Annotated in this window: 8 protein-coding genes; 2 read left to right on the top strand and 6 right to left on the bottom strand. The window is 65.0% G+C overall.

Features of this window, described 5'->3' with window-relative positions; genetic code table 11:
- Window positions 1–68: 68 nt before the first annotated feature.
- Genes ACI6S0_RS04840 through ACI6S0_RS04830 form a run of 3 tightly spaced genes read right to left on the bottom strand, consistent with a single transcriptional unit; the run spans window position 69 to window position 5,881 of the window.
- The gene (locus ACI6S0_RS04840; RefSeq protein WP_434405162.1) at window positions 69–1,487 is read right to left on the bottom strand and encodes an efflux transporter outer membrane subunit; all 1,419 of its coding nucleotides are present in this window, start codon (window positions 1,485–1,487) and stop codon (window positions 69–71) included.
- A gap of 2 nt (window positions 1,488–1,489) precedes the next feature.
- Window positions 1,490–4,669, bottom strand: a complete 3,180-nt coding sequence (locus ACI6S0_RS04835) for an efflux RND transporter permease subunit (RefSeq protein WP_004207583.1) — start codon at window positions 4,667–4,669, stop codon at window positions 1,490–1,492.
- 3 nt (window positions 4,670–4,672) lie between these two features.
- Window positions 4,673–5,881: an efflux RND transporter periplasmic adaptor subunit gene (locus tag ACI6S0_RS04830; protein WP_161733225.1), complete on the bottom strand. Its 1,209-nt coding sequence runs from the start codon at window positions 5,879–5,881 to the stop codon at window positions 4,673–4,675.
- A gap of 116 nt (window positions 5,882–5,997) precedes the next feature.
- Between ACI6S0_RS04830 and ACI6S0_RS04825 the strand changes: the two genes are divergently transcribed.
- Window positions 5,998–6,585, top strand: a complete 588-nt coding sequence (locus tag ACI6S0_RS04825; protein ID WP_004207585.1) for a TetR/AcrR family transcriptional regulator — start codon at window positions 5,998–6,000, stop codon at window positions 6,583–6,585.
- Here the strand turns inward: ACI6S0_RS04825 and ACI6S0_RS04820 are convergent.
- Complete coding sequence (locus ACI6S0_RS04820; RefSeq protein ID WP_434405160.1) at window positions 6,582–7,724, bottom strand: glycosyltransferase family 4 protein; 1,143 nt, start codon at window positions 7,722–7,724, stop codon at window positions 6,582–6,584. The two genes, ACI6S0_RS04825 and ACI6S0_RS04820, sit on opposite strands and share 4 nt — an antisense overlap.
- On the bottom strand, window positions 7,721–9,001 hold the full coding sequence (locus ACI6S0_RS04815; RefSeq protein WP_434405159.1) for an amidohydrolase family protein: 1,281 nt from the start codon (window positions 8,999–9,001) through the stop codon (window positions 7,721–7,723). The genes ACI6S0_RS04820 and ACI6S0_RS04815 overlap by 4 nt, the downstream gene beginning before the upstream one ends.
- Window positions 9,002–9,228: 227 nt before the next feature.
- On the opposite strand from ACI6S0_RS04815, the gene ACI6S0_RS04810 reads away from it, so the two are divergent.
- On the top strand, window positions 9,229–9,399 hold the full coding sequence (locus ACI6S0_RS04810; protein ID WP_010336034.1) for a hypothetical protein: 171 nt from the start codon (window positions 9,229–9,231) through the stop codon (window positions 9,397–9,399).
- A 9-nt stretch (window positions 9,400–9,408) separates the two neighbouring features.
- Here ACI6S0_RS04810 and ACI6S0_RS04805 read toward each other — a convergent pair whose 3' ends face one another.
- Window positions 9,409–12,306 carry a M16 family metallopeptidase gene (locus tag ACI6S0_RS04805; RefSeq protein ID WP_434405157.1) on the bottom strand — a complete coding sequence of 966 codons (2,898 nt, stop codon included), beginning with the start codon at window positions 12,304–12,306 and terminating at the stop codon, window positions 9,409–9,411.
- Window positions 12,307–12,343 lie beyond the last annotated feature (37 nt).

The raw sequence follows: 12,343 nt of genomic DNA, 5'->3' as shown, positions 1-12,343 counted from the left end.
AGATAGGCGATGATCCCCGCCCCCGCTTCCTGCCGCTTGCGGTCAAAGTCCGCAAGCGGCAGGCCGCATCATTTCAGGCCACCACCCATGGCGCGATACAGCTCGATCATGTTGGTGAGCCGCGCCAGCCGCGTCGTCACCAGGCTCTGCTCCGCGCTCGACAGGGTCCGCTGCGACACCAGGGTCGGCAGGAAGCCGTCGACACCCGCGCGGAAGCGGGCCTGCGTCAGGTCATAGGCCTTGCGCGCAGCATCGCGCTGCGAGGTCTGCGCCTCGACCTGATCGGTCATCGTGCCGCGCCGGGCAAGCGCATCGGCGACTTCGCGGAAGCCCGTCTGCACGCTCTTTTCATAGGTGGCCAGCATCGCGTCATAGGTCGCCTTCGCATAGCGAAGATTACCCTTGTTCCGGCCGAAGTCGAAGATCGGCAGGGTCGCACTGGGCGCCACCGACCAGGTATCGCTGCCCGACTTGAACAGGCCGGACAGGCCAAGGCTGACCGTGCCCAGCGCCGCCGTCAGCGACAGCTGCGGGAAGAAGGCCGCCCGCGCCGCACCGATATTGGCGTTGGCCGCGATCAACTGATGCTCGGCCGACGCGATGTCGGGCCGGCGCAGTAGCAGGGTCGAGGGCAGTTCCGCCGGCAGATTGTCGAGCGTGACATGGCCTTCCGGCAGGGCCGAGGGCAGATCCTCGCTGCCGAGCGTCGTGCCCGCCAGCAGGTTCAGCGCATTCTGGTCCTGCGCGACCAGCGTGGTGGCGCTGGCAATGGCGGCGCGCGCCTGGTCATAGCTGGTCTGTGCCTCGCGCACTTCCAGTTCGGACGCGATGCCCTTGTCGAAGCGGGCCTTGTTAAGGTCCAGCGTCTCCTTGAACGCGGTCGCCAGCGTGCGCGCGATCGACAGCAATTCCTGATCGGCGGCCATGTTCACCCAGGCCGTCGCCACTTCCGCCACCAATGCGGTCTGGGCCGCGTTGCGGTTTTCGACCGAGGCGAAATATTGCTCCTGCGCCGCCTTGGTCAGGTTCCGCACCCGGCCGAACAGGTCGATTTCCCAGGCAGAGATGCCGACCTGCGCCTGATAGACGTCGGTGTTGAGGCGCTGGCTCTGGCCGAACTGGACCAGCGGCTGTTCCGAATAGGTCGCCGTGCCGGTGGCCCCGACGGTCGGCAGCAGATCGGCCCGCTGCACCTTATATTGCGCCCGCGCCTGTTCGACATTGGCGACCGCAATGCGCAGATCGCGATTGTTGGCGAGGCTCGTCTCGATCACCCGCACCAGACGCGGGTCGGTGAAGAAATCGCGCCAGGCGGTATCGGCCGGCACGATCGCCGCGCCGCCGTCCACCGCGGCCGCATAGGCCGGCCCCTGGGGGCTGGCCTGCGGCACCGGCATTTCGGGGCGGGCATATTTGGGCGCCATGTCACAGGCGGCCAGCGTCAGCGCCAGAGAGGCGACCGACATTGCTTTGATATTACGCAACATTCTTATGCCTCCTGCGGTGCGTTCGGCGTTTCGCCGTCGGCGTTACGCTGTTCTTCCCCTTCATGATGTTCGCGGAACAACCGCTTCACCACGGTGAAGAAGACCGGCACGAAGAAGATGGCGAGGACGGTGGCGGACAGCATGCCGCCGACCACGGCCCAGCCGATGGCGTTCTGGCCACCCGCGCCCGCGCCCTTGGACACGGCCAGCGGCAGCACGCCGAAGATGAAGGCGAAGCTGGTCATCAGGATCGGCCGCAGACGCAGCTTGCCCGCTTCCAGCGCCGCCTTGGCGGGCGGCAGCCCTTCGCGCATCTTCTCTTCGGCAAATTCCACGATCAGGATCGCGTTCTTCGCCGACACGCCGATGGTCGTGATCAGACCCACCTGCAGATAGATGTCGTTGTTGAGGCCCGCCAGCGTCGCCGCGATCACCGCGCCGAGCACGCCCAGCGGCACGACCAGCATGACCGCGATCGGCACCGACCAGCTTTCATAGAGCGCAGCCAGGCAGAGGAAGACGATCAGCATCGAGAGCGCATAGACATAGGGCGCCTGTCCACCGGAGGTCTGCTCCTCATAGGAAATGCCGTTCCAAGCATAGCCGATACCGGCCGGCAGCTTGGCCGCGAACTCTTCCATCGCCTGCATCGCGGTGCCGCTCGACACGCCGGGTGCCGGGGCGCCCTGGATGTTCATCGACGGCACGCCATTATAGCGCTCCAGACGGGCCGGGCCCTGGACCCATTCCGTGGTGGAGAAGGCGGAGAGCGGCGCCATCACGCCCGTGCTGCCACGCACATGATAGGCATTGATCGCGTCGGCCGAAGTGCGGAACGGCGCATCGGCCTGGACATAGACGCGCTTCACGCGGTCGCGGTCGATGAAGTCGTTGACATAGGATCCGCCCAGATTGGTACTGATCGTGTCATTGACGTCCGACTGGGCGATGCCCAGCGCACCGGCTGCAGCCTGATCGACATTCAGCTTCAGCTGCGGCGTATCTTCCAGGCCATTGGGACGGACCTGCGCCAGGCGCTTGTCGCCCATCGCCATGCCCAGCAGCTGATTGCGGGCTTCCAGCAGCTTCTCATGACCAAGATTGGCCTGATCGAGCAGCTGGAAGTCGAAACCGGACGCATTGCCCAGTTCCTGCACGGCCGGCGGCACGAAGGCGAAGGCCATGCCCGACGAGATCTTCTGGAACGCCATATTGGCGCGCAGGGCGATCGCGGGCACGCGATTGTCCGCACCCGACCGTTCATGCCAGTCCTTCATGCGGGCAAAGACGATGCCGACATTCTGGCCCTGGCCCACGAAGCCGAAGCCGGCGACCGTGAACACGGCCGAGACATTCTTCTTCTCGTCGACCAGATAATGGTCGCGCATCCGGGCGAGGGCCCGCTCGGTCTCTTCCAGCGTCGTGCCCGCGGGCAGCGACACCTGGTTGATGATGATGCCCTGGTCCTCGTCCGGCAGGAAACCGCTGGGCAGGCGCAGGAAGATGAAGGCCATGCCGACCACCACCAGCCCATAGACCAGCATGGTCCGGACCCAGCTGCGCTCGACCTTCTCGACGCCCTTGCCATAGCGCACCACGCCCTTGTCGAAGGTGCGGTTGAACCAGTCGAAGAAGCGGCCGAGGATCGAACCGATCGGCCCGTTCCAGCTATGCCCGTGCGACGCGGGCTTGAGGATGGTGGCGCACAGCGCCGGGGTCAGGATCAACGCGACCAGCACCGACAGGATCATCGACGACACGATGGTGATCGAGAACTGGCGGAAGATGACGCCGGTCGAGCCGCCGAAGAAGGCCATGGGCAGGAACACCGCCGACAGCACCAGGCCGATCCCGATCAGCGCGCCGCTGATCTCGTCCATCGACTTCTTGGCCGCTTCCTTGGGGCTGAGCCCTTCATCCTGGATCAGACGTTCGACATTTTCGACGACGACGATCGCGTCGTCGACCAACAGGCCGATCGCCAGCACCATGCCGAACAGGGTCAGGGTGTTGATGGTGAAGCCGGCTGCGCTGAGGATCGCCAGCGCGCCCAGCAGAACCACCGGCACCGCGATCGTCGGGATTAACGTGGCGCGCCAGTTCTGCAGGAACAGGAACATGACGACGAACACCAGCAGCACGGCTTCGAACAGGGTATGGACCACCTGCTCCACCGACAGCTTGACGAAGGTCGAGTTGTCGACCGGGAAGTCATATTTGACCCAGCTGGGGAAATTCTTCGACAGCTGGTCGACGCGGGCCTTGACCGCTTCCACCGTGTCGAGCGCGTTGGCACCCGGTGCCAGCTTGATGCCGAAGCCCGATGCCGGATGGCCGTTGAACTTCACACCGAAACCATAGGTTTCCGCGCCCAGCTCGACCTTGGCGACATCCTTCATCAACACGACCGAACCGTCGCTGTTGCTGCGCAGGCGGATATTCTGGAATTCCTCCGGCGTGCGCAGGCGCGACTGGGCGGTGACGGTGGCGTTGAGCGCCTGGCCCTTGGGCGAGGGCGAACCACCGATCTGGCCGGCCGACACCTGGGCATTCTGCGCGGTGATCGCCGACTTCACGTCGCCGGTGGTCACGCCCAGATTGGCCATCTTGTAGGGGTCGAGCCAGATGCGCATCGCATATTGCGAACCGAACAGCTGGGTATCGCCGACGCCGGTGACGCGGCTCAGCGGATCCTGAAGGCTGGACGCGATGAAGTCCGCCGCGTCTTCCTGGTCATGGATGCCATCGTCCGAATAGGCCGCCATGATGAGCAGGAAGCTGGACGTGGACTTGCCCACGCGCAGGCCCTGCTGCTGCACTTCCTGCGGCAACAGGGGGGTCGCCTGCGACAGCTTGTTCTGCACCTGCACCTGCGCGATGTCAGGATCGGTGCCCTGCTCGAAGGTCAGGGTGATGTTGAGATTGCCCGAACCATCGCTGGTCGACGAGAAATAGCGCAGATTGTCGATGCCCTTGAGCTGTTGCTCGATGATCTGCGTCGTCGTGCTTTCCAGCGTCTGGGCGTTGGCACCGGGATAGGTGGTCTGGATCGTCACCGCTGGCGGGGCGATTTCCGGGAACTGCGCGACCGGCAGCGACCGGATCGCGAGCAGGCCCGCCAGCATGATGACGATGGCAATGACCCATGCGAAGATGGGCCTGTCGATAAAATAGCGGGCCATGGCTTAGTGCGCCTCGCCCGCGTTCGACGCGCCTTGTGCAGCGGCCGGCTTCGCGCCGCCCTGCGCAGCAGCGCCGCCTTCAGGCGCGGTCACCTGCTGCGGCGCGCCGGGCTTCACCACCGTGCCGGGGCGCAGATTGACCAGCCCCTCGACGATCAGCTGATCGCCCGGCTTCAGGCCGCTGGTGACGATCCACTTGTCGCCGATCGCGCGGTCGACGGTGACCTGGCGCATCTCGACCTTGTTGTCCTTGCCCACGACCATCGCCGTAGCCCGGCCACGCGCGTCGCGCGAAATGCCCTGCTGCGGGGCCAGGATCGCCTGGGTGCGTTCACCCTCGATCAGCTTGGCGCGGACATACATGCCCGGCAGCAACAGGCCGTCGGCGTTGGGGAAGATCGCGCGCAGCGTGACCGCGCCCGAGCTGGAATCCACCGTCACATCGGCAAATTGCAAGCGGCCTTCACCCGGATAGACGCTGCCATTGGGCAGGATCAACTGGATGCGGGCGCCCTGCGCCTCGCTGATGCCGCCGGCCTTCATCGCCTGCTTGAGGTCGATGATCTGCGCGGCCGACTGGGTCACGTCGACATAGACGCGGTCGGTGCGCTGGATGGTGGTCAGCGGATCGGCCTGACCGGTCTGGACCAGCGCGCCCGGCGTCAGCAGCGAACGGCCGATACGGCCCGAAATCGGCGCGCGGATGCGGGTGAAATTCTGGTTCACCTGCGCCGCCTGCACCGCGCCCTGCTGCGCCGCAACATTGGCACGGGCCTGCTGGGCCGCAGCCGCCGCGTCATCATATTCCTGCTTCGACACGGCGTTGATGCCGACCAGATCCTTGTAGCGCTGGGCCTGCAGCCCGGTCGAGCGGATCGCCGCCTGGGCATTGGCCAGCGAACCCTGGGCCTGGGCGAGCGCCGCGCGATAGGGCGCGTCCTCAATCTCGTAGAGCAACTGCCCGGCCTGGACAGTGCCGCCTTCGGTAAACAGGCGGCGACGGATCACGCCGCTGATCTGCGGCCGGACTTCGGCCGTTTCAAAGGCCGAAATGCGGCCCGGCAGTTCGTTCAGCAACGGCGCCGACTCGGTCTTGAGCGTCACCACGCCCACGCTCGGCGGCGGCGGTGCGGGCGGCGCTTCCTGACCGCAAGCGCTCAGCGCAAGGGCCGAAACACAGGCCAGCAATCCGAAGAAGTTCCCCTTTTGCATCAATTTTCCCAATCCGATAAATATCGCAGGACCGGAATGAACGTTCATTCCGCTTGCCGCGCACCTAAGAAGCTGTCAGAGGGAATTCAAGAGAAAAACAATTTTCCGAGGGTAAAATGGTTGCAGCGCAGCATGAAAAAAGCAGTCGCGACCGTGTACTTGCAGCGGCGCGAGACCTGTTCAACAGCCATGGTTTCCACCAGACGTCCATGGCCGAACTCGCTTCCGCCGCACAGGTATCAGTGGGGCAAATATATCGGCTTTTCAAAGGAAAGGAAGATATCATAGAGGCGATCGTCCATGCCGACGCCGATCAGTGGGCGGAGGACGTTGATATCCTGCGCAAACGACTCGACAGTGGCGAGTTGAGCATCGACGATACGTTCGAGCAACTGATGCTGCACGTCATTGACGAAAAGGATGAGGCGCTGTCGTTCGACATCCTGGCCGAAAGCTTCCGCAATCCGACGGTCGGCGAGATGATCGGCACCATGTGCGGCCGTTTCCGCGACGATATTCGCGACTTTGCCTGCGCCGCCAACCCGGAGCTTTCGGGCGAAGCGCTGGACGGCGCGGAGGAGATGATCCTGGCCTGCATGTTCGGCCTGGGCCATCGCAGCCTGTCGCGCCCCAATCTCAGCCCGGAGGCGTCGGCCCGGCGCGCCGCCCAGATGATCGTGGCAGGCCTGAAGGCCGTGCGCTAACGGCCTGCCACCCGGCCATAAAGCGCCACGGTTTCGCGCGCGCACCGGTCCCAGCTATAGCCGCCAGCGATGGCCAGTCCGGCATCGCGCGCGCTCGTGCGCCACTCCTCGTCGACCAGGGCCTGCTCCAGCCGGCGCGCGAAATCGTCGATATCTTCCGGTTCGACCAGCATGGCCGCGCCACCCGTCACCTCGGGCAGGCAGGAAGCATCGGCGACGACCGTCGGCAACCCGCTCGCCATCGCCTCGACCGGCGGCAGCCCAAAGCCTTCATAGACGGACGGATAGACGAACAGCGCCGCACCGGCATAGAGCAGCGGCAGATCTTCCTCCGGCACGAACCCCAGATAGCGGACCCACCCCTCGCGCGCACCGCGATCCATCAATGCCTGAATGTCATCGCTCAGCCAGCCGGCACCGCCGGTGACCATCAACGGCCAGCGACTGCGCACCGCCGACGGCAACATTTCCCATGCCTGCAGCAGTTGCGGAATGCGTTTGCGCGGCTCCACCGTCGATACGCACAGCGCATAGCCCTGCGGCGCCAGATCATAGCGCGACAATGCGGAGCGCAATTGATCGCTATCCCGTGGCATGAAAGCCGGGCTGGCCGCCAATGGCACTGCCGTAACCTGCTCGGGCGAAAGCGACAGAAAATCGATCACCTCGTCCCGCGTGGTCGCACTGTCGGTGATGATATGGGCGGCGCGGGCAACCGACGCTTCAAAATTCCGCTCGAACTGGCGCAACCGCGCCTCGGGATGGGTTTCGGGATAGCGGAATACCGACAGGTCGTGAACGGTGATGATACCGCCCTCCGCCGCTGCCGGCAGGAAATAATTAGGCCCATGGAACAGGTGCGACCGCATGACCGCAGCATCGCGCACGTCCCTGCCCCACTTGCGCAATCCGGTGGTGCGCTTGCGCAGCCAGCGATGAACCTTGTGACGCTGCTTAGGCGTCACAGGCTCATCCAGCAGCTTTGCCGGATCCGCGATCCACTCGCCATTGCGATAGAAACGAACGCCGTCCACCTCGGGCGCAGCACCGATGCGCTGCGCCAGTTCCCAGCTGTAGCGACCGATACCGGACAGGCGCGGCTCTAGCGCCTCGACCGACAATATGACCTTCACGCTCATTCGACCAGTTCGCCGCCCTTCACCACGTCGCTGACATGCTGCAGCAAGGTGACGTCCTTGAGCGGATCACCCTGCACCGCGACGATGTCGCCGTAGCGGCCGACCGCAATCGCGCCGACATCGGCTTCCCAGCCCAGCGCCTTGGCGCCGCTGACGGTCGCCGCCTGGATCGCCTGCATCGGCGTCATGCCCCATTCGACCATCTTAGCGAACTGCTTGCCATTGTCGCCATGGGGATAGACGCCGGCATCGGTGCCGAACAGCATCGGCACGCCCGCCTTCACCGCCTTGCGGAAGGTTTCGCGCTGCAACCGCCCGATCAGTTTCTCCTTGTCCAGGCTTTCCTGCTCGGTGCCATTGGCCGTGCCGGTCGCCAGGATATAATCGTCATTATAGATATCCATGTCGAACCAGGTCTTCCTGCTCGCCGCCAGCTTGATCGTCTCGTCATCGGCCAGGCTGCAATGTTCGATCGTGTCGATCCCCGCCTCGATCGCGGTGCGGATACCGTCATTGCCATGGGCATGGGCCGCGACATTGAGGCCCAGCATATGCGCCTCGTCGGCAATCGCCTTCATCTCGTCAAAGCTCAGTTGCTGGGCACCGACCGCGTCGCCCAGCGAGAAGACGCCGCCGGTCGCGCAAATCTTGATGACGCGCGCGCCATATTTGTGCAGCCAGCGCACCTTGGCGCGGCCCTCCTGCGGGCTGTCGACCACCGAGGGTTCCTTGCGATCCATCGAGGGCGGCAGGCCGCCGCCATCGCAATGGCCGCCGGTCGCGCCGATCGCATAGCCGGCCGGGATGATCCGCGGCCCGACAATCTGCCCCTCCTCGATCGCCTGCTTGAGGCCCACATCAGCGAAATCGGCCGAACCGACATTGCGCACCGTGGTAAAACCGGCCTTCAGCGTGATCCGCGCATTCTTGACGCCCACCGCCGTCCAGAAACTGTCGGTGTAGCGCAGCCCCTGATAGCCGCCCACTTCCGCCAGGCTGGTCAAATGGACATGCATGTCGATCAGCCCCGGCAGGATGGTCTTGCCCGACAGGTCGATATGACGGACGTCGCTGCCCCAGCGCACGGTCCGGGCGTCGGCAATGCTGGTAATGCGACCGTCGGTAATGAAGATAGCCGGATGATCGACCGTCTTGCCGGCCAGCACATCGACCATATGGTCCGCGGTGACGACCACCTGCTCGGCCAGCGCGGGCGATGCGGCCAGCGAGAACAGGATGGTGGCGGCCATGGCCGATGCCCGGACAGTCTTCAACATGCGATGCAAATCCCCCTGGGCGATCGATGTCCAGACCGTGTATGGCCGGATCATCATTGCCCCAAGCCCCTGACCTAGCGACCAAAGCCAGCCGGCATCAAGGGCAAAGATGGATGGCGGCATCGCGCCGCCCGCCCCTGTTTCACCCCCGTCCACCGCAAGCCCCTGCGCTGCCCGCAACCTGTTGCCGCCCCGCCCATTGGAGGATCAATCGAGGGAGGTATTTCATGGATCTGGAAGCAAATTTCGGCCGCGCCTATTTTGAGCAGCGACGCGACCGCAATCGCCAGTTGGCGGCGCGATCGGCCACACCGGCGCTCCGCAACATGCATCTGGAATATGCGCGGCTCTACGAGCAATTGCTGCAGGCGGAGGACGCGCAAGCCGCCTCCGCCTGATCCAGCCGCCTATTTGGCGGCCACACCCTGTGGCAGCACCACCGCCGACCAGCTCTTGCCCGGCACCAGATATTTGGTCGCCAGCGCCTGGATATCGGCCGGCGTGACGTTGAGCAGATCCTGGCTCATCGTCTGCATCGCCTGCACATAGCGGGGGTCGTGGGTCGCCCCTTCCATCTGCCCCATCCAGAAGGCATTGCCGGTGCTGGCGCGCATCAGCAACTGCCGCATCGGCGCCACCGCCCGTTGCAGTTCGTCGGCGCTGATCGGCGTCTTCGCCAGATCGGCCGCCGTTTCCTTCACGACGCTGTAGAAATAATTGACCCGGTCCGGCCGCACCTGGCTCGTCACCAAGATATAGCCGCCACTGTCATAAGAGAAGGGCCAGCTATTCTGCACGCTGGGCGAATAGGCGGCGCCCTCGGTCGAGCGCAGCTTGTCGAACAGCCGGTCATTGAAGATCTGGGTCAGGATTTCGAGCTGGCGCGCCTCCTTCGTCAGCGCAAAGCCGCCCGAGGTCGGCCAGGCCATGACGGCGGCCGCCTGTTCCTTGTCGCCATCATGGCGCAGGATGACCGGCTGTTCGACATGGGCGGGGAAACGCTGCACCTTGTTCGCGGCCGGCACCGGCACGTCCGGGCGGGCCGGCATCGCGCCAAAGGTCGACGCCACGGCCTGGATCGCTTCTTCGGCCTTCACCTGGCCGAAAATCTGGATCTCGATCGGCCCCGAAGCCAGGATCGGCTCCCAGGTCTGGCGGAAGCTCTGCGGCGTCAGCGCGTTGATTTCCGCCTTGGACGGGGTGCGGAACCGCACATCCTTGTCATGCAGCAGCCAGTTGAGGTCGCGCCCCAGCACGCCATCGGGCGCGCGCGACATCGCGTCATAGGCGACCGAGGCGCCGGTCTTCACCCGCGCGATCGGCGCCGGATCCCAGCCGGGCTGGTACAGTTTGGCCGCAAACAGGCGCAACTGGTCCTTGTAATCGGCCGGACGGGTCACCGCCTGCAATTCGAACGCGTCATCGTCGGTCGAAAACTGCATGCCCATGCGCCGGCCATTGGTCAGGTCGTCCAGTTCCCGCTGGCCCAGCTTGCCGATGCCGCTCGCCACCAGCGCATAATCGCCAGCCCAGCTTGCCATCGGCTTGGTGGGTGAGAAGGCCTGCTGGCCATGACCGAAGCGGACATTGATGCGCACCTTCTCGGTCTCCGCATCATTGGCGAACAGCGTCAGCTTGACGCCGTTGGAGAAGGTGATGCTCTCCATGCCCTGCAACCCGACCGGCGTACGCGACACGACGGTCGCGGGCGCACCGAATTTGGGTAGGTCGTCCATCGTCACCGCCTTGTCGGCCAGGCGGGCATTGGTCGCCGCCTTGACCGGCGTGGCGAGCGCAGCGGCCAGCTTCTGGTCCTGCCCCGCCTCGACCTTGCCGGTGATCAGCATCGCCCGGAACACCCCGGCGGAAAAGAGGCGGCGGGTGCAATCCAATATCTTCTGCGGCGTCATCGCCGGCTTGCCAGAGCGGAAGATGTCGAGCGCGGCCTGCGGGCTGACCGTGGTTTCGCGAATGTCCACCGCGCTCACCAGATCGCTCGCCTGCTTGGCCCCGGCCTCCGTGTCGGCATTTTCGACCTGGATCGCCAGCGCCGTGTCAAGCTGCGCATATTCGCGGTCGATTTCCTGCTGGGTCGGCGGTGCGGCCTTGGCATCCTCGATGATCGCGCGCACATCGGCCAGCGCCTTCTCCCAATTCTCGCCGGTGGGCGTGATGGTGATGAAGGTGCCGTCGGCCGACCGGCTGATATCCTGCTGATCGACACCCGCTGCCAAGAAGCTGCCCCCTGCCCGCGCCGCCTGCTCCAGCCGCCGGCTGACAATCTGCAGCGCCAGCATGTCGGTCAGCTTGTCCTGATTATAGACGATCGTGTCGGCATGCGGCTTCCACGGACGCAGCCAGGCCATGGTGAGGCCCGTCGGCGAACCCGGTTCCACCACGACGCGGGTGGCCGGCGCCTTGGGGTCCGGCTCGCCGAAATCGGGCTGCTCGGCGCCCTTGCCGCTATCCTGCCAGCTGGCAAAATTATCCTTGAGCAATTGTTCGGCCAGCGCCGGGTCGATATCGCCGGCAATCGCGATCACCGTGTTTTCCGGGCGATACCAGCGCTGGTGGAAGGCCTCGGCCTTGGCCGCGGTCACCGCGTTGAGCGTCGCGACCGTGCCGATCGGCGCATGGTCGGCCAAGGCCTGGCCGGCGAAGAAATGCTGGCGGCTGGCATCGGAAATCCGCATCTGCGGCCCGTCGCTCTCGCGCCGTTCGGCCAGCACCACCGCCCGCTCGGCATCGACCGCGCTGTCGACGATATTGGGGTCGGTCATCATGCCGGCCAGGATCTTCAGGCTTTCGCCAAGGCTCGTCTGATTGGCCTGGGGCAGGTCCAGCGCATAGGTGGTGCCGGTCGGCGTGGTCGCGGCATTGCTGTCGCTGCCAAAGGTCACGCCCAGCCGCTGCCAGATGCGCTTCGACTCGCCATCGGGCACATGGCGCGACCCGCGCATCGACAGATGTTCCATGAAATGGGCATAGCCCTGCTCATCGGGACGCTCCATCAGCGATCCGGCATCGATGCGCAGGCGGATCGACACCTGCCCCGGCGGCACGCCATTGCGGCGGATGGCATAGCGCAGCCCATTGGACAGCGTGCCGAACCGCCACGCCGTGTCGATCGGCACATCACTATTTTCGTAGAGCCAGGGGCGGATATCCGCCTGGCTGCCGCCCGGCGCGGCCTTTGCCCCGGCAACCGAAGGATCGGTCCTGGCCGCCAGCGGCAGGGGAGAGCCCGACAGAAGCAGGGCAAGAATGGTGAGCGAAGCGGCCGAACGGCGAGAGGTCAAACGCATAGGCAGGGGAGCCTAACGGCATTTTCCTGAATGACCA

Origin of the sequence: Sphingobium sp. DN12 (genome assembly GCF_051058005.1) — a bacterium.
In the GTDB taxonomy this organism is placed as follows: Bacteria; Pseudomonadota; Alphaproteobacteria; order Sphingomonadales; family Sphingomonadaceae; genus Sphingobium; species Sphingobium yanoikuyae.
This window is presented reverse-complemented; position numbering and strand designations above follow the sequence as displayed.

Bases quoted from the DNA above. Each gene is read 5' to 3' on its own strand.
- ACI6S0_RS04815 (WP_434405159.1), bottom strand. From the start codon at position 9,001: ATGTTGAAGACTGTCCGGGCATCGGCCATGGCCGCCACCATCCTGTTC.
- ACI6S0_RS04820 (WP_434405160.1), bottom strand. From the start codon at position 7,724: ATGAGCGTGAAGGTCATATTGTCGGTCGAGGCGCTAGAGCCGCGCCTG.
- ACI6S0_RS04825 (WP_004207585.1), top strand. From the start codon at position 5,998: ATGGTTGCAGCGCAGCATGAAAAAAGCAGTCGCGACCGTGTACTTGCA.
- ACI6S0_RS04805 (WP_434405157.1), bottom strand. From the start codon at position 12,306: ATGCGTTTGACCTCTCGCCGTTCGGCCGCTTCGCTCACCATTCTTGCC.
- ACI6S0_RS04835 (WP_004207583.1), bottom strand. From the start codon at position 4,669: ATGGCCCGCTATTTTATCGACAGGCCCATCTTCGCATGGGTCATTGCC.
- ACI6S0_RS04840 (WP_434405162.1), bottom strand. From the start codon at position 1,487: ATGTTGCGTAATATCAAAGCAATGTCGGTCGCCTCTCTGGCGCTGACG.
- ACI6S0_RS04810 (WP_010336034.1), top strand. From the start codon at position 9,229: ATGGATCTGGAAGCAAATTTCGGCCGCGCCTATTTTGAGCAGCGACGC.
- ACI6S0_RS04830 (WP_161733225.1), bottom strand. From the start codon at position 5,881: ATGCAAAAGGGGAACTTCTTCGGATTGCTGGCCTGTGTTTCGGCCCTT.